This is a genomic window from Streptosporangium sp. NPDC002607, assembly GCF_053592655.1.
Genome location: NZ_JBSFWD010000048.1, coordinates 1 through 16,253, shown reverse-complemented (window position 1 = coordinate 16,253; position 16,253 = coordinate 1). Strand labels below are relative to the sequence as shown.

Here is a 16,253-nt window from a genome sequence, read left to right as displayed (position 1 = left end):
CGTCCGGGTAGGTGGCTCCGTCGCCCAGGTCGGCCCGTTCCGTCCAGATGGGCAGGTGGTCACCGTCGAAGCGAGGGCCACCGCACTTGGTGGTAGGTGGCGGCGGCGATGGCCTTGATCTCCGCGCGGGGCATGGTCCCGCGGATTGCCATGTGCAGATGCGGCGCGAGCCGTTTCTGTGGTTCGACGGTGGCGAAGTATTGGACGTCGTAGCCGGCCACCCGACGCAGGTTCTGCACGAACCGGTCGACGAGCTTGGAGAAGTGCAGGGCGTCGCGAGCCGCCGCCGCGTAGTCGTAGCTGCTCGGATCGACCGGCACGCCCAGACCGGAGCGGATCTTGCCGTAGGAGGGCAGGGTGAGGGTGACGAACAGCGACGGCCGATACACCCTGCCATCGGTGGCGATGAAGGTCCGGCCGAGGGTGGTGTCCTGCTTGGCCCGCTTGGGCAGGTCCGGCGCATCCTGGCGACGCCTCGTCGAACGAGAACGCTTGGGAGCCGTCCGCCCGCCCAGGACATTGCCGCGCATCCCAGCGGCGTTGATCTCCGCATCGATGCCCGCGATGGCCTCGTCCCAGTCGAGGGTGTCTTCCCCGTCGCGTTCGGCCTCGTCGCGCTTGGCCTGGACGTCGGCCCGGAACTCGATCAGCCACCGCTGGTCATCGGTGGAGGGGTGGGGTTCGGCGATCGGTTCGTGGTCGAGGTGCCAGCCTTCCCGGCACTGCGCCCGGCGCAGCTGCTGATTGCGCTTGGCGCACGGTGGACACTTGGCCTCCTGCGTGGTGCCACAGGGGATGTCGAACGGCTCGACGGTGCCGGTGTGAGTGTCCAGGCGCCGCATCTCGATCGGGCGGATACAGACCCCGTTGAGCTTGGCCACCTCGATGGCCACGTCCAGCGCGACGGGCAGGGTGTCACGGACGAGCCGGGGAAGGGTGCGATCAGAGCCGTTCGGCGGGGTGTCGGTCGAGGGGGTGGACGGGTGGACGGGGGTGTCGGTCACATGGCCCCTTTGGGGTCGATGAGGTCGGCGCAGATCCGGTAGGCGTCGCGGTAGGGGTGCTTGCGCAGCCGGGTGGAGTCGAGGTCAACGATCACCGTCACCTCGGCGAGGTCGGAGCCGTCGAAGGTGCGCAGCCGCCGGAAGGCCAAGGCGTCGATCTCGGCCGGGGTGCCGTGCAGGATGATGCGCATCAGGCCGCCCCCTCCATCTCGACCGGCAGGGTGTCACTCGTGACCAGGGCCGCCATGGTCCGGATGTCGGCATCGGAGACGTAGGCCGCGCGGACCCGGATGGGGTCGGGTGAGGTCTCCAGTCGGACGTAGGCGACGCCCGCGCCCTGCTCAGGGATCGGGGAGATGTGATCGGCCAGCGCTCCCCTGTCCCGTGCGCCATCGCCGAGGACCATGTCCACCTGCTCTGACTCATCCAGGCGGAGCGCGATCTTGTCGGGGAACAGGTTGCGGATGTTCATAACCTCTTTGCGCGGATCCTGAAGTGCTGCCATGACGCCGAACCCGACCGCGCGGCCCTGCGTGGTCAGCGTCGCCAGGGCAGCGGAGATGCGGAGCTTCAGGCCCTTGTCGGACTGGTAGGCGGTCAGGAACGCCACCTCATCGACGACCACTAGGACGAACGGGTCATCAACGGTGGGAGTGTGGGAGCGCTGGAGTCCGGCGTAGCGGTCGGCCCGCTCCTGCATTACCTGTACGGCCGCTTCCAGGAGATCCGCGCACGCGGCCGGATCGGCGGCATACCGGTCTCCGAAGATCTCACGACCGTAGGACAGTTCCATCCGTTTGGGGTCGAGCGCCCACACCTCAGCCAGGCCCGCCCGGACAGCCGGGAGGAGACCACGGATGGCCGACCACAGGAACGAGCCCTTGCCCGCACCGGTCGCACCCGCGATCAGCACCGGTCGACGGAACCGCCAACTTCCTGCGCGGCATCCCGCTGTGCGGTGTCTCCCTCGGCCTGGTCGACAAGGACATGCCGACCCTCGGTGTGATCGACCTGCCGTTCCTCGGCTTCCGCTACAGCGCGGCCGAGGGGTATGGAGCCCAAGCCAACGGACAAGAGATCCACGCGAGCGAAACCGGTGACCTTCACGCCGCTGTGGTCGCCATCGGTGATTACGCCGTAGGCAGCGGCGCGAAAACGAAAAACCGTCTCCGCCTGGCACTCACCCACGAACTCGCCGCCCGCGTGCAACGCGTCCGGATGTTCGGAGCGGCCTCGATCGATCTCGCCTGGGTGGCGGAAGGCAAGGTCGACGCCCTCATCATGCTCAGCAACAAACCATGGGACACCGCCGCAGGAGTGCTCATCGCCCGCGAGGCCGGAGCCACCGTCGTCGACCTGGACGGCAGCCCGCACACCATGAACTCCACAGCCACCATCGCGGCGAGCCCTAAAATTCTCGCTGATCTCATCGAACTCATCGCCGAGGCACGCAAGGACGCCGAACGCAGCGAATTGTCGTGACTCGCTTGATGCTTGACGCAATGGCATCGGATGATGTTTGACACGGCCTAAGACGATCTTTCCCCGCTGAGTGACCCTCCACCCGGGGCGGCGCGACGAGCCCCGAGCGGTCATGCGAGACGGCTGTAACGGCAGGCGGTTCTCCTCAATGACGGCCGTCTGCGGCCGGGCCGTCCTATGACTTACAAGTCGTTCTCCAGTGCCGGTCTCTAGCGTCATCGTCGCCCTCGTGCCCGAAGCGGTCGAGGAGGGGATGGAGACCGGTACGGCGCAGGGGCGAGCCCAGGCGCGTGAGCGATAAGGAGAAGAGAGATCATGATGGACTCCGAGGCAGGCCAGGCGATCGCCGTCACACGGATCACCGAGTGCTTGGAGGACGGGTCGATCAGCCTCGACCTGTCCGGTCTCCGGCTGAGCACGGTGCCCGAGTCACTCGCCCAGCTCACCGCTCTCGAACGGCTCGACCTGTACGGGAACCAGTTGACCGCTCTGCCCGAGTCGCTGGGGAACCTCACCGCCCTCACCTGGCTCGACCTGTACGGCAACCAGTTGGCCGCTCTGCCGGAGTGCCTGGGGAACCTCACCGCCCTCGAATCGCTCAACCTGAGCAACAACCAGTTGGCCACTCTGCCCGAGTACTTGGGGAACCTCACCGCCCTCAAACGGCTCTTCCTGGGCGGTAACCAGTTGGCCGCTCTGCCGGAGTGCCTGGGGAACCTCACCGCCCTCACCTGGCTCCTCCTGAGCGACAACCAGTTGGCCGCTCTGCCGGAGTGCCTGGGGAACCTCACCGCCCTCGAATCGCTCAACCTGAGCAACAACCAGTTGGCCACTCTGCCCGAGTACCTGGGGAACCTCACCGCCCTCGAATGGCTCGACCTGGGCAACAACCAGTTGGCCGCTCTGCCGGAGTGCCTGGGGAACCTCACCGCCCTCGAATGGCTCGACCTGGGCAACAACCAGTTGGCCGCTCTGCCGGAGTGCCTGGGGAACCTCACCGCCCTCGAACGGCGGCTCGACCTGGGCGGCAACCGGTTGACCGCTCTGCCCGAGTCGCTGGGGAACCTCACCGCTCTCACCTGGCTCGGCTTGGACCGCAACCAGTTGGCCGCTCTGCCCGAGTGCCTGGGGAACCTCACCGCCCTTAAACGGCTCGACCTGGGCAACAACCAGTTGGCCACTCTGCCGGAGTGGTTGGGGAACCTCACCGCTCTCACCTGGCTCGGCTTGGACCGCAACCAGTTGACCGCTCTGCCCGAGTGCCTGGGGAACCTCACCGTCCTCGAATCGCTCTTCCTGGGCGGTAACCAGTTGGCCGCTCTGCCGGAGTGGTTGGGGAACCTCACCGCCCTCACCTGGCTCGACCTGAGCGGCAACCATTTGACCGCTCTGCCCGAGTCCTTGAGGAACCTCACCGATGCCGCCTGGTTCGGCCCCGACGGTCGCTAACCGATTGCGGTCCCGCACTTCCTGCGCGCCTTAGCCAGGACATCGCCGCGTGATAGCGCTGCTCCACGACACTCAACTCCACCAATGCCATCCCGGCCTCCCCGAAGCGCAGACAACGCCACGAGCAGGCACAGAAGACGATCAAGGTGTCAAGCATCAAGCGAAGCCAGAGTGTCAACCATCAAGCGAGACAGGACACGAACGCAGCGAATAGCTTGCCGAATTGTTCTTATGGGTATCAAGGCGGCGGCGCGGCGCGCCGCCGCACGGCCCGCCGCCCGCCTGCCGTCCGGGCGTGCGGCGTGGGCGCCGGTCCCGAACGGCGGCGGGGCTCAGGGCCGCGCGCCGTACCCAGCACCCGCCGCCCTCTTACGACCCGCCGCACCGAGGTCACACCGCCGCACGCAGCCAAGCAGCTTCCTCTGTACTCACGACCTATCGCTTGCGCGATGAGGAGCTGCTTTGCCCCCTGACGGATTAGCCATCCTCTTCTACCTTGCCTACGAGGTCATCATCAGTCTGCTGATAATCGTCGGCCTGGTCGTCTCCAGCGTTGGCATCACCGCCGCGCTCGTCATCGTTCTCTACACCTTGGTCCGTCGGGTTTTCAGCCTCCGGCGGGGGTCTCGGCTCCGGGATGATCGCGAGAAGCAAGGCTTCGTCCTTGAGTGGCTGAGGTAGGGCCGGATCTTCCCGTCTGCCACGTTCCAGGCAAGCCCAACATCTCGACTCCTCCGGATCAAGGCCGTCTGTGACCGTTGGCATCCCATGACCGAGGAACGTCTACCGGTCGGCGTACACGCGAAGACGGCCTTGCCCCTCCGTCCCCGAGCTGTTGCCCCTCCGGGGTGGGACGAGGCAGACGGGAAGATCCGGCGGGCGGGGTGTGTGCGTCCGCACGGGGTTCTCATGTCGTGCCATTCGCGTGCCAGTAAGGCCGGGGAACGAGAGGGAGTCACGGGGACTCACGGACAGGGTGAGACCGCCTCTGACCAGCGCCGCAGCAGCTCACAGGGGCGCGTACCGAGATCTTGTAAACTGTAGGTCAGGGGTTCGATTCCCCTCGTCGGCTCGCATGTGAAAGGCCAGGTCAACCGATATCCGGTGACCTGGCCTTTCGCCGTTCAGGGGAACTTTATGATCTTCCGTGCCCGATGGCTGCTCGTGCCCGCCTGCTCGTGTCCCCTTGCCCGAAGGTGAGACGGTCACCGACGTTCAGGTCTTCGGCCGGCGTTTGCGGCCCGGCGCAGCCCATGATCGACAATCAGCCGGGACGGCGAGTGGTCACGCCTTCAGGTGCGTGTGCTGGAGCGCGCCCTGCCGTACGCCCCCGCTACGGGGGCGGCGCACCGCGCCCTACCTCAGTGCCGTGCCAACCAGCGGCCTGCCGCCGCCCAAGCGTTACGCGGCGCTTCGGGCATATCCCCTTGCGCCGACTCGTGTTGGTCGCGCTTCGCATTCGCGATATGCAGTGCCCGAACACCCAGGCCGACGCTCACGAACAGGGCGAGTATAAAGACGGTGAACCCCAGCCGGCCCAGAACGCTCCATGGTTCGTACGGACTCACCTGGTAGTGCGCCCGAACCATCGATTCCAGGCCCAGGAGTACCGCTGCGATCCCAAACATGACCGTAGGAAGAAACAAGAGAGCTCGTTTGCGCACGGGATCAATTGTGGACCCTGGTCGTTTTTGCTCAAAGAGCTGCCATGGGTGTGGAGCGCTCTGACCGCAGGCTCCAGCCGCTACCCTCGGATCGGCCGCACCCGCTCTCACCACTGGACACCTCTCCGCGCGCCCCAGGTGATCACCCCGACAATCAACACGAAGAGCAGCCCCTGGCTCGCCCATAAGGCCCAGTCGAGCGGCCCCGTCGTGTGGGGGGCCCCGCCGTCCGTGGCCGCGAGCAATGAGAGAATCAACGACAGCTCCGTCGCCATCACCAGGAGCATGGCCGCCGAGAACATGAGCAGACGGTTACGCGGCTCATCAGGCGCTTCCTCCGGCTCGCGCTCGTCATACTCATGCCTGCGGGCCCTGCGAAAACTTTTCACGGCCACCGCCAGTGCAAGAGCCATGCTCAGAACCGCGGTGACCAAGGCCGCCCAGAAGAACGGTCCACGCACATAGGGGTCTGCCCCGCTCATCCACTTGAGGCCAAGGATCGCCACCGACAACAGCAGTACGCCCGCAAGTGGTTTGAACGGGCCGGGCGGTAATTTCCGGAACACACCGTGATTATGTCGATTACCCGCCCCCTCACCCAAGAGCAGCCTCCGGCGGGGGCGTTTCGGCCCCGAGATGATCACGATCGAAAAGACCGGGAAACCTGGGTGACCGGGGTGGCGCCTGATCCGCCTGTCCGCTCCGCCGCATCCCGGGTGAGCACCCCTTTCAGCGCCAAAGGCCGGCTCTCGGGTGGAGGTGAAGGGGGCGTGCGGGATATGCCGGGCTCTTTCGAGGCCGGCGCGCTTCTGGCCTGACGCGTGATCGGAAGAGCTGGGCGCCGGAGACACGGCCTCCCGAAGGCTTGCGCTCTACGTCATCAAATGACTACTCTGTGCAAAAAGGATCTTGAGGGCCTTCGTGCCGGTCGCCGGCACCCTGCGGGCCCACCCGTCGGGCACTCGGCGAGATGTTCGGTTCGCCCGTGAAGGGGGCTGAGCGGTGACCGGAAGGCTTCGACGTGTGATCGTCGCGTTCCTGATGGTGGCGGGCGTGACGCTGACGGTGGGGCCGGGGGCTTCCGGGGCGCCGGGTGCGGCTCCGGACTTCTCGCTGACGGTGAGCCCGCCACGGCTGGTCGTCGCCCCGGAGGAGATCGACGAGCCTCGGTCGTTCCAGGTGGCGAACAAGGGGCGGTTGCCCGTCGATGTGGTCGTCGACAGGGTGGGCTTCGCCATGGACGGGTCCGGGAAGATGCTCTTCGAGCGTGACGCACCCCGCTCGGCCGCCGGCTGGCTCAAGGTCAGGCCGGCGAGCTTCCGTCTCGCCCCCGGTGCGGAGCGGGGCGTCACCGTACTGATCGATCCTCCGCCGGAGCCCGAGCACGGCGAGCACCAGGTGGCCCTGCTCTTCGTGGCCCCGGCAGGGGCCGGTGGGGGCAACATCAAGCTGAACCGGGCGATCGGAACGCCGATCTACATCACGGTTCCGGGGCCGATCGACACGTCCGTGCGCATCGGCGACCTGCGCACCTCCGGTGCCTTCTCGACGGGCGGCCCCGTCGACTTCACCACCACCGTCGACAATCTCGGGACTGTTCACCGCGACTTCCTCGGCCCCCGTGCGCTGAAGGTGGAGGTGAACGGGTACGAGGTGCCGTTTCCCGACTTCACTCTGCTCAGGGGAGACAGCAGGGACGTCACCGTCAGATGGGCGGATCCGCCGTTCATGTGCCTCTGCCATGCGACGGTGTCGGTCTCCGGGACCAACGGGACATCCCAGCGGAGCGCGACTTTCGTCATCCTTCCCCTGCGCCTCCTCGGGGCGCTGATCGTGGTGGCGCTCGCGCTGTACGTCATCGCCTGGCTGCCGCGCCGTCGTCGGGTTCGGGCGCTCGGGGCGGATCGGGCCCCGAACGGGCGCGCCGACCGCGATCGAGACGACCTCGACCGGGCCGACAGCGGGGTTTGAGAGTGCGGCGTATTTTTGGCGTCACGGGCCGACCAGGGCGGTAGAGGGCGGTGGCGTCCGGGGAGGCGGGTTTCCTGCCCATGGTGGGCGAACCAGCTGTTTCTCTCCGAATTCGGCCTTCCCGGGGAGCGGGTTGGGGAGGCAACCCTGTGGATTTGCTCCGCACGGGTGGCTCTTAGTCACATACTGAGACGCTAGATAAGCGGAAAGTGACCGACGAGGGGCGCGGCGGTGGCGGTAACGACTCTTCAGCGAGTCCGCACGGGGCGGGGCGGCTGCGACATCACCAGGGAGGAGGCGATCCGGTCCGACGTCGACGTCACCGTGATCGTCCCCCTGCACAACTGCCGGCCCTATCTCGACAGGTGCCTGACCTCGCTGCTGATCCAGCGGGTCGCCCTGGAGGTGGTGGTCGTCGACGACGGTTCCACCGACGGCGGTGCCGCGCTGCTCGACCTGTACGCCTCCTGCCACCGCGGGGTGATCCGCGTCGTCCGGCAGGAGGCCTCCGGCGGCGCGGGGCGCCCGCGCAACGTCGGCCTCTCCCACGCGCGCGGCAGGTACGTCTTCTTCTGCGACGCGGACGACTACCTTGGCCCCCAGGCGCTGGAGCGGATGCTCGCGATGGCCGACCGTAACGGCTCGGACATCGTGCTCGGGAAGATCGTCGGTCATGACCGCAAGGTGCCGATCTCGATGTTCAGGGAGAACGCCGAGCGGGTGCCGCTCGGTGACAGCGCGGTCTACAACAGCCTGAGCTGCTTCAAGCTGTTCCGCAGGGAGATGCTGGAGCGGCACGCCATCCGTTTCGACGAGACGCTTCTGGTCGGCGAGGACGTCGTCTTCACCACCCACGCCTACTGCCACGCGAACGTGATCTCGGTGGTCGCCGACTATGACTGCTACCACCTGGTCGCCCGGCCCGACGGCACCAGCATCATGCAGCGGCAGGGGAGCCGCGACCCGGTCTCCTGGCTGCGGATGATCAGGCGGCCGATCGAGTTGATGCTCGCCCACGTGCGGCCGGGAGACCTCCGCGACCACCTCCTGCGGCGGCACTTCCGGATGGACGCCTTCGGCAACCTCGGCAGGCCCTTCCTGGACGCCGGGGAGGTCGAGCGCAAGGAGATCGCCGCCGAGGTGGCCGACATGTGCGAGCGGTGGCTGACCGACGGGGTCCGCGACCGGCTCCCCGCGATCGACCGGAGCAGGATCGCCGCACTGGAGGACATCGACCGCCTGGTGCGGCTGGCGCACATCGAGTCGGCCTCGGTCCGCAGGGAGCTCACCGCGCTCCGCTGGGAGCGGGAGGGAAGGCTGGCGATCTCCGGCAAGGTGGCACTGAGCACGCTGGAGCGGTACGACCGCCCGGAGATCGTCGGCGGTGACCTCGCCCTGGTGCTGCGGCGCCGGCACGCGGGCGCCGGCCCCTTTGACGAGGTCGTGGTCCCGGTGACGGGCGACTGCGCGGAGTTCACCGGGGTCGTCGACGTCACCGGCCTGTCCTCCGGCGTCTGGGACGTTCACGTGGGTGTCGCCTTCGAGGGCGTTCCCCGGCTCGCACGCCTGGGCTTCGACAGGGACGGACTGACCGCACTTCCGGTGCCGCCCGCGCCGCGAGTGGTCGGCGATGTCGTCGCCCTGCCGTACTTCACCCGCCCCTACGGCAACCTCAGCCTTGACATCGGCGGTCACGTGGTCGCGGTGCCGGGCAGCGCGAGGCTGGTGCGCGCCCGCTGGGCGGCGGGGCACCGGCTGGTGCTCCACGGTGAGGTCACCGTGGGCACCGCCGCTCCGGCGGCGGACGCGGTGCGTTACCTGGTCTGGCGGGAGCGCGAGTCGAGCCGGGAGCGGCGTGAGCCGGTCACGGTCGGCGAGGACGGCACGTTCACGGCCTGGCAGGCGATGGGCCGGCTGGGGCCCGGTACCTGGGACGCCTACCTGGAGATGGACCTGGGCGGGCCGCCCGCGCGCTTCAGGATCGAGGCGGTGCCCGAGATGATCGAGCAGCCGCGCACCTGGTGGCGCGGCGCGACCCGGTGGAGCGTCAGGCCCTACGCCACGGCGGGCAAGGGGCGGCTCAGTACCGTGGTCCGCACCCTCGGCCCCCGGACCTTCGTCAGGCGCATCGTGCGTTGACGGCGCCTGGGACCGCCGCGGGCCCGGTGCCATGCGGAAGTCACCAGACCTTCGTCGGGCGTTAATGCCAATATCTTGCAACTACAAGCCCATGGCCTAAAGTGGAGCCAAATCCGCGCTTCGGAGGCTTGTCGTGCACGTACCCGATGGCTTTTTCAACGCGGCTGTGTCGCTGTCGGCGGGGGTGGTCGCGGCTGCGGGCGTGGCCGTCTGCCTGCGCGGCGCTCGCCGTGAACTCGACGACCGCACCGCCCCCATGGCGGGCCTGGTCGCCGCCTTCGTGTTCGCCGTCCAGATGCTCAACTTCCCGGTCGCCGCGGGCACAAGTGGCCATCTCCTTGGCGGTGCGCTCGCCGCGATACTCGTCGGCCCGTATACGGCGGTGCTGTGCGTGGCGGTGGTCCTCCTCGTACAGGGGTTCTTCTTCGCCGACGGCGGCCTGACCGCGCTCGGCGTCAACATCACGCTGCTGGGCATCGTCGCGGTACTGGTCGGGTGGGGCGTCTTCCGGCTGATCACCCGGAGCGTGCGGGGCAGGGGAGCCGTGGTGGCGGCCTCGTTCGTCGCGGCGCTGGTCTCGGTGCCCGCCACGGCGCTGATCTTCACTCTGTTGTTCTGGGTCGGCGGCACCGCGCCCATCGAGATCGGCACGGTCGCCGCGGCCATGGGCGGTGTGCACCTGCTCATCGGCATCGGGGAGGGCCTGATCACCGCGGTCACCGTCAGCACCGTCCTGGCGATCCGGCCCGACCTGGTGTACGGCGCCAGGGAGCTCGTCGCACCGCTGGTCCTGCGCGGCGCGGGCGGCGAGGTGACCGTCACCTCGGAGTCCCAGGCGTCCCCGGCGTCCTCGGCGCCGGTCGCCGCGCGCCGTCGTGGCTGGTTCCTGCCCGCCGGTATCGCGGTGGCGGCGCTGCTGGCGGGCGTGGTCAGCTTCTACGCCTCCTCCTCGCCCGACGGCCTGGAGCGGGTGGCCGAGGACAAGGGTTTCAGCGGACAGGCGGCCGACCACTCGCTGGGCGAGCAGCCGCTCGCCGACTACGGGGATGTGGGCGGCATCCCGGTGGGTGTGGCCGGTCTGATCGGCGTCGGGGTGACCCTCGCCGTCGGCGGCGGGCTGTTCTTCACGGTGCGTCGCCGTGGCGAGGGCAGTGACAGGAAGGTCTCCGTCTAGTGGGGACGGGTCACCACCATCGGCTCCACCGGCCGGGCGACACGCTCGTGCACCGGCTGCCACCCCAGTGCAAGCTGGTGGCGGTGGCCGGGTTCGCCCTGGTGGTGGTCGCCACCCCGCGCGAGTGGTTCTGGGCTTTCGGTCTGTACGCCGTGCTGCTGGCCGCCGTCGCGGTGGCCGCGCGCGTCCCGGCGGGATTCCTGCTGCGGCGGATGGTGGTCGAGGTGCCGTTCGTGATGTTCGCGCTTGCCATCCCGTTCATCGGGTTCGGCGAGCGGGTGACGTTCATGGGACTCTCGCTCAGCGTCGCCGGTCTGTGGGCCGCCTGGAACATCCTGGCCAAGGCGACCCTGGGCGTGGTCGCGAGCGTGCTGCTCGCGGCCACCACCGAGCCACGGCTGATACTGCTGGGTGCCCAGCGCCTGAAACTGCCGCCGATGCTGGTGCAGATCGCCATGTTCATGCTCCGCTACCTGGACGTGATCCTGGAGGAGATGCGCCGGATGCGGGTGGCGCGGGAGTCACGCGGGTTCGCGGCCAGGGACGTGCGGCACATCCCGGTGATCGCCAGATCGGCGGGGGCACTGTTCATCCGCTCGTACGAGCGGGGCGAGCGGGTGCACCTGGCCATGCTCAGCCGGGGCTACACCGGCTCGATGCCGATCATCCAGGATCTGTCCGTCGCGTCGCGGCAGTGGCTCGTCGCCGGTATGTTGCCAGGTGCGGCGCTTGCCGTGCTGCTTGGGAGCTGGGGGGTCGCATGACCGCGCCGCCTTCGTTGGAGGTGAGCCGCCTGGCGTACGCGTACCCGGACGGTACGCAGGCGCTGTTCGGCGTGGACTTCCGCGTGGAGCGCGGTGAGCGGGTCGCGCTGCTCGGGCCGAACGGTGCGGGCAAGACCACACTGGTGATGCACCTCAACGGCATCCTGACCGCCGGCCACGGCACGGTGGCCGTAGCCGGGCTGCCGGTCGGGAAGGGATCGCTCAAGGAGATCCGCAGGCGGGTCGGGCTGGTCTTCCAGGACCCCGACGACCAGCTCTTCATGCCGAGCGTCCGCGAGGACGTGGCCTTCGGCCCGGCCAACCTGGGGATCACGGGCGAGGAGCTGGAGCGCCGGGTCAAGGACGCGCTGGAGCGCGTGGGCATGCTGGAGACGATCGACCGGCCGCCGCACCACCTGTCCTTCGGCCAGCGCCGCCGGGTCGCGGTGGCGACGGTGCTGGCCATGGAGCCGGAGATCCTGGTGCTCGACGAGCCGTCGTCCAACCTGGACCCGGCCTCCAGGCGAGAACTCGCCGAGATCCTCAGGGGGCTCGACGTGACGGTCCTGATGGTCACCCACGACCTGCCCTACGCGCTGGAGCTGTGCGAGCGCTCGCTCATCCTCTCCGGAGGGGTCATCGCCGCGGACGGGCCGACCCGTAAGATCCTCGCCGATGCCGACCTGCTCGCCGCCCACCGGCTCGAACTGCCCTACGGTTTCGCGGCCTCCTGACCCCGGGACGTCTTGGCTGCAGATTCCTGTGAAGAGTCGTGCACGACCTCGCGTGCCGTGGTGGCGAAGTAAAGTGGGTCTGCCCTGGGCGCGAGGAGGACTGATGAAGCTACGGCTGGCTCGCCGCGCGATCGGCGACGCCGTGGTGGTGGCTGTCGAGGGCGAACTCGACCTGTTCACCGCTCCCTTCCTGCGAGACGAGGTCCGTGACGCGATCAAGCTGGACGGTGCGCGACTGGTTCTCGACCTCACCGACCTGTCCTTCATGGACTCCAGCGGGTTGTCGGTGCTGATCGAGGCGTGGCGGCTGGCCACGAGCGGTGGCGGTGGGGTCTGCCTGGCCGCTCCCCAGGCGCCGGTGGCCCGGATCCTCCGCACGACGGGGCTCGACCGGCGGATCAAGGTCTACCCCGACGTGAGCACTGCCGTCGGAGAGATCTAGGCTCCATCCCGCGGACCTTGCCGTGGCGGGGTGCCGTCTGACCGATCGCGGTAGGCAAAGGGGTCCAGGGGCCAGGGCCTGGCATCGGAGAGATTTAACCCACCCCGAGTAGAACTTCATTCGGTCCGCGGGTTAAAGTCCGCTCATGGACTTGAACGGAGCAGCAGCAATCATCTCGGGCGGTGCCAGCGGCCTCGGCGAGGCCACGGCCCGCGACCTCGCCGCGCACGGTGCCACCGTCGTCATCGCCGACCTCAACGAGGAGCGCGGCAAGCCCCTTGCCGACGAGCTCGGCGGCGTCTTCGTCAAGACCGACGTGTCGGACGAGGCGCAGGTGCAGGCGGCCGTGGACGCGGCCGTGGCGACCGGCAAGCCGCTGCGTGTCGTGGTGAACAGCGCGGGCATCGGCTGGGCCAGCCGGACCGTGGGTCGCGACGGCTCGCCCCATGACCTGGCCTCCTATCGCAAGGTCATCGAGGTCAACCTGATCGGCACCTTCAACCTCATGCGCATCGGTGCCGCGGCGATCGCGAAGACGGAGCCGGTCGACGCGGACGGCCAGCGCGGAGTGGTGATCAACACCGCCTCGGTGGCGGCGCTGGAGGGGCAGACCGGCCAGGTCGCCTACTCGGCGTCCAAGGGCGGCATCGTCGGCATGACCCTCCCGGCCGCGCGTGACCTCGGCGCCATCGGCGTGCGCGTCAACACCATCTGCCCGGGCATCATCGACACCCCGATCTACGGCTTCTCGCCCAACGCCGATGAGTTCAAGGCCAAGCTCGTGGCCCCGGTGGTCTTCCCCAAGCGCATGGGACTGGCCTCGGAGTTCGCGCACCTGGTCCGCTCGCTGATCGAGAACGACTACATGAACGCCGAGACGATCCGTTTCGACGGCGGCATCCGCTTCCAGCCCAAGTAGGAGTCATCCGGTGTCTGACGAGGTTCTGGTCGAGGTGGACGACGGCGTGGCCGTCATCACGATCAACCGGCCCAAGGCCAGGAACGCCATCAACGGCACGGTCGCCAGGGGCGTCGCCGCCGCGCTGGACGAGTTGGAGGAGCGCAAGGACGTGGCCGCCTACGTCCTCACCGGCGCCGGCGGCACGTTCTGCTCGGGCATGGACCTGAAGAGTTTCGTGACCGGGGACTTCCCGGTCGTGGAGGGCAGGGGATTCGGTGGGGTGGCCGAGACGCCGCCGAAGAAGCCGCTCATCGCCGCCGTCGAGGGTTACGCCCTGGCCGGAGGCTGCGAGCTGGCGCTGGCCTGCGACATCATCATCGCCTCCGAGGAGGCCAAGTTCGGGCTGCCCGAGCCCAAGCGCGGACTGGTCGCGGGGGCGGGTGGCGTGATGCGGCTGCCGCGCCGCATTCCGTACCACATCGCCATGGAGATCGCCCTGACCGGCGACCACTTCCCGGCCTCCCGGCTGTACGAGGTCGGCCTGGTCAACCACATCACGCCGGTGGGTGAGACGCTGGCCAAGGCCGTCGAGCTCGCGAAGCGGATCGCGGCCAACGCCCCGATGGCGCTCGCCGCGACCAAGCGCGTGATCGTCGAGTCCGCGGACTGGAGCCTCGACGAGATGTTCAAGAAGCAGGGCGAGATCATCAATCCGGTGTTCGGTTCCAAGGACGCCATGGAGGGTGCGGTGGCCTTCGCCGAGAAGCGCGCCCCCCAGTGGAAGGGTGAGTAGACCCCCTTCGGATTCCGGAGGGAAATCGCGAGCCGGGTGTGATCGATGGATCACACCCGGCGCGTTCATGGCCGGGAATGCGTACGGTAAAGGTGTGGGCAGGTGCGGCGGGGGCACTTGACATCCACGACACCGCTCCAAGGCCAGGAGAGTGAATGAACGACTACGCGACCGGGATGACCCCCACCGGCCGATCCTCCGGCGACCTCCTGAAGCGCAGGGCGGGAAACCTGGCGGCGGGCGCGCTGGGCGCCGCGATCATCAACGTCCTCCTGGTCGGCGTCATGTGGGTGGTCGAGATCGTCGACTACGTGCTGCCGGGGGAGGGAACGCTCGACGTCTACGGCATCTGGTCCTGGGTCCCGGAGAGTCTGGGCGGCATCCTCCTCGCCCCCTTCCTGCACGGCGGCTTCGGCCACCTGATGGCCAACTCGCTGCCCCTGCTGATCCTCGGCTTCCTCGCCGCGCTGCGGGGGATCGGCCGCTACCTGGCCGCGAGCCTGATCATCGTCCTGGTCAGCGGCCTGGGCATCTGGTTCGTCAACGAGCCGAGGGTTCTCACGGTCGGTGCCAGCGGCCTGGTCTTCGGCTACTTCGGCTTCGTCGTCGCCCGGGGCCTGTTCGACCGCCGCGCCCTCGACATCGTGATCGGCGTCGGCGTGGCGATCACCTACTACTCGATCATCTGGGGGGTGCTCCCCGGGGAGGCGGGTATCTCCTGGCAGGGGCACCTGTTCGGCCTGATCGGCGGCGTCATCGCGGCCTGGGTGCTGCGCCGCAGACGCCCGCGGGATGTCTCTCCCGCCTACTGAACCTCCGAACTCCTTCGCCCTGGTCGCCGCACGTCGTCGCCGTCCTTTCTGCCCGCCGAGTCCCGCCGTACGCCGTCCTCCGCGCCGCGCGGGTTTGCAGCCACCCGGCCGGCTCTTGGGGTTTCGCCCAGAGATAGGTGCTGTGCGGGGCTGTAAGGGCTCTGTAGGGCTTTGTAATGCTGCGGGAATGTTCGGGGTCAGATGAGGTGGTGTGCGCGCTCCAGGGGCGAATAGCGGTGATCTGGAGTGTGATCTGGTAAGAGGGTCGACATTCACCAGCTATGGCCGCATCGATGGATTTAAGTAACAATATGACCAAATTTCATGTGTGACCCTGCCTGGCTGCGTGCCCGTACATGTTCTCCAGGGCCATCCGCTGCCGGGCGCGACCCTCGAAAGGTGGCCGCGGGTGAACCTGGGATCCCTGGAACGCGCGATCATGGACGTGCTGTGGGGCTGCAAGCAACCACTGCTGGTCCGCCAGGTGCAGGACATGCTGAACCAGGACGCGGAACGGAGCCTGGCCTACACCACGGTGCAGACCGTCGCCGAGCGTCTCGTCAGGAAGGGCCTGCTGGAGAGGGCACCCGTGCGCAACGCCTTCCGCTACACCGCCAGCCGCTCCAGGGATGAGCACGTGGCGGGGCTGATGCTCGCGGCCCTGGCGGGCAGCCCGGACCGGGCCCCCGTGCTCTCGCGGTTCGCGGAGGGAGTGGATCCGGACGACGCCCTGCGCCTGCTGCACGAACTGGCCCGGCGCGCGGGGGAGCAGGCGTTCACTCCGGGGGCGGGCGGGCCGCCGGGCGCCCTGCCCTAGGCCCTGTCCTGTGGATCTTGCCGTGGCGAGGATCGGTCAGGTGGTGCCTCGCAAGGCGGAGGAGGGAGCCGCAGCGTGCTGCGGTGACCGACGACAACGCGGCGAGG

At 68.4% G+C, this 16,253-nt stretch carries 16 protein-coding genes and 1 pseudogene; 13 read left to right on the top strand and 4 right to left on the bottom strand.

Annotated elements, in window-relative coordinates; genetic code table 11:
* Nucleotides 1-59 precede the first annotated feature (59 nt).
* The 3 genes and pseudogenes from ACWD3H_RS37235 to ACWD3H_RS37225 form a co-directional block, all read right to left on the bottom strand.
* Nucleotides 60-1,004, bottom strand: coding sequence for a replication initiator (locus tag ACWD3H_RS37235; protein WP_451958348.1), 945 nt, complete (start codon nt 1,002-1,004; stop codon nt 60-62).
* On the bottom strand, nt 1,001-1,195 hold the full coding sequence (locus tag ACWD3H_RS37230; RefSeq protein WP_451958347.1) for a hypothetical protein: 195 nt from the start codon (nt 1,193-1,195) through the stop codon (nt 1,001-1,003). Before ACWD3H_RS37230 ends, ACWD3H_RS37235 begins: the two co-directional genes overlap by 4 nt.
* A pseudogene (locus ACWD3H_RS37225) lies at nt 1,195-1,917 on the bottom strand (FtsK/SpoIIIE domain-containing protein); the annotation flags it as partial. The gene ACWD3H_RS37230 and the pseudogene ACWD3H_RS37225, both read right to left, overlap by 1 nt.
* A 23-nt stretch (nt 1,918-1,940) precedes the next feature.
* On the opposite strand from ACWD3H_RS37225, the gene ACWD3H_RS37220 reads away from it, so the two are divergent.
* The 3 genes from ACWD3H_RS37220 (at nt 1,941) to ACWD3H_RS37210 (ending at nt 4,616) form a co-directional block, all read left to right on the top strand.
* Nucleotides 1,941-2,486: an inositol monophosphatase family protein gene (locus ACWD3H_RS37220; RefSeq protein ID WP_451958372.1), complete on the top strand. Its 546-nt coding sequence runs from the start codon at nt 1,941-1,943 to the stop codon at nt 2,484-2,486.
* A 315-nt stretch (nt 2,487-2,801) separates the two neighbouring features.
* Nucleotides 2,802-3,935, top strand: a complete 1,134-nt coding sequence (locus ACWD3H_RS37215) for a leucine-rich repeat domain-containing protein (RefSeq protein WP_451958346.1) — start codon at nt 2,802-2,804, stop codon at nt 3,933-3,935.
* A 462-nt stretch (nt 3,936-4,397) separates the two neighbouring features.
* The gene (locus tag ACWD3H_RS37210; protein ID WP_451958345.1) at nt 4,398-4,616 is read left to right on the top strand and encodes a hypothetical protein; all 219 of its coding nucleotides are present in this window, start codon (nt 4,398-4,400) and stop codon (nt 4,614-4,616) included.
* A gap of 1,090 nt (nt 4,617-5,706) precedes the next feature.
* Here ACWD3H_RS37210 and ACWD3H_RS37205 read toward each other — a convergent pair.
* Nucleotides 5,707-6,165, bottom strand: coding sequence for a hypothetical protein (locus ACWD3H_RS37205; RefSeq protein ID WP_451958344.1), 459 nt, complete (start codon nt 6,163-6,165; stop codon nt 5,707-5,709).
* 457 nt (nt 6,166-6,622) lie between these two features.
* Here ACWD3H_RS37205 and ACWD3H_RS37200 point away from each other — a divergent pair, with 457 nt between their 5' ends.
* The 10 genes from ACWD3H_RS37200 to ACWD3H_RS37155 all read left to right on the top strand — a co-directional run bounded on the left by ACWD3H_RS37200 (nt 6,623) and on the right by ACWD3H_RS37155 (nt 16,146).
* Nucleotides 6,623-7,570: a hypothetical protein gene (locus tag ACWD3H_RS37200; RefSeq protein WP_451958343.1), complete on the top strand. Its 948-nt coding sequence runs from the start codon at nt 6,623-6,625 to the stop codon at nt 7,568-7,570.
* Between the two features lie 231 nt (nt 7,571-7,801).
* Nucleotides 7,802-9,709: a glycosyltransferase family 2 protein gene (locus ACWD3H_RS37195; protein ID WP_451958342.1), complete on the top strand. Its 1,908-nt coding sequence runs from the start codon at nt 7,802-7,804 to the stop codon at nt 9,707-9,709.
* A gap of 133 nt (nt 9,710-9,842) precedes the next feature.
* On the top strand, nt 9,843-10,883 hold the full coding sequence (locus ACWD3H_RS37190) for an energy-coupling factor ABC transporter permease (RefSeq protein WP_451958341.1): 1,041 nt from the start codon (nt 9,843-9,845) through the stop codon (nt 10,881-10,883).
* Nucleotides 10,883-11,647 carry a cobalt ECF transporter T component CbiQ gene (gene cbiQ, locus ACWD3H_RS37185; RefSeq protein WP_355561076.1) on the top strand — a complete coding sequence of 255 codons (765 nt, stop codon included), beginning with the start codon at nt 10,883-10,885 and terminating at the stop codon, nt 11,645-11,647. Before ACWD3H_RS37190 ends, cbiQ begins: the two co-directional genes overlap by 1 nt.
* Nucleotides 11,644-12,381, top strand: a complete 738-nt coding sequence (locus ACWD3H_RS37180; protein ID WP_350911277.1) for an energy-coupling factor ABC transporter ATP-binding protein — start codon at nt 11,644-11,646, stop codon at nt 12,379-12,381. The genes cbiQ and ACWD3H_RS37180 overlap by 4 nt, the downstream gene beginning before the upstream one ends.
* 103 nt (nt 12,382-12,484) lie before the next feature.
* Complete coding sequence (locus ACWD3H_RS37175; RefSeq protein ID WP_350911279.1) at nt 12,485-12,823, top strand: STAS domain-containing protein; 339 nt, start codon at nt 12,485-12,487, stop codon at nt 12,821-12,823.
* A gap of 145 nt (nt 12,824-12,968) precedes the next feature.
* Nucleotides 12,969-13,742: an SDR family oxidoreductase gene (locus tag ACWD3H_RS37170; RefSeq protein WP_343968456.1), complete on the top strand. Its 774-nt coding sequence runs from the start codon at nt 12,969-12,971 to the stop codon at nt 13,740-13,742.
* Nucleotides 13,743-13,752: 10 nt separating this feature from the next.
* A complete protein-coding gene (locus ACWD3H_RS37165) occupies nt 13,753-14,517 on the top strand; it encodes a crotonase/enoyl-CoA hydratase family protein (RefSeq protein ID WP_451958340.1) in 765 nt (254 codons plus the stop codon).
* Between the two features lie 155 nt (nt 14,518-14,672).
* A complete protein-coding gene (locus ACWD3H_RS37160; RefSeq protein WP_355561065.1) occupies nt 14,673-15,329 on the top strand; it encodes a rhomboid family intramembrane serine protease in 657 nt (218 codons plus the stop codon).
* Between the two features lie 409 nt (nt 15,330-15,738).
* Nucleotides 15,739-16,146, top strand: a complete 408-nt coding sequence (locus ACWD3H_RS37155) for a BlaI/MecI/CopY family transcriptional regulator (protein ID WP_355561062.1) — start codon at nt 15,739-15,741, stop codon at nt 16,144-16,146.
* Nucleotides 16,147-16,253 lie beyond the last annotated feature (107 nt).

Coding starts and splice junctions, on each gene's coding strand:
- ACWD3H_RS37215 (WP_451958346.1), top strand. CDS start 2,802: ATGATGGACTCCGAGGCAGGCCAGGCGATCGCCGTCACACGGATCACC.
- ACWD3H_RS37160 (WP_355561065.1), top strand. CDS start 14,673: ATGAACGACTACGCGACCGGGATGACCCCCACCGGCCGATCCTCCGGC.
- ACWD3H_RS37170 (WP_343968456.1), top strand. CDS start 12,969: ATGGACTTGAACGGAGCAGCAGCAATCATCTCGGGCGGTGCCAGCGGC.
- ACWD3H_RS37175 (WP_350911279.1), top strand. CDS start 12,485: ATGAAGCTACGGCTGGCTCGCCGCGCGATCGGCGACGCCGTGGTGGTG.
- ACWD3H_RS37180 (WP_350911277.1), top strand. CDS start 11,644: ATGACCGCGCCGCCTTCGTTGGAGGTGAGCCGCCTGGCGTACGCGTAC.
- ACWD3H_RS37230 (WP_451958347.1), bottom strand. CDS start 1,195: ATGCGCATCATCCTGCACGGCACCCCGGCCGAGATCGACGCCTTGGCC.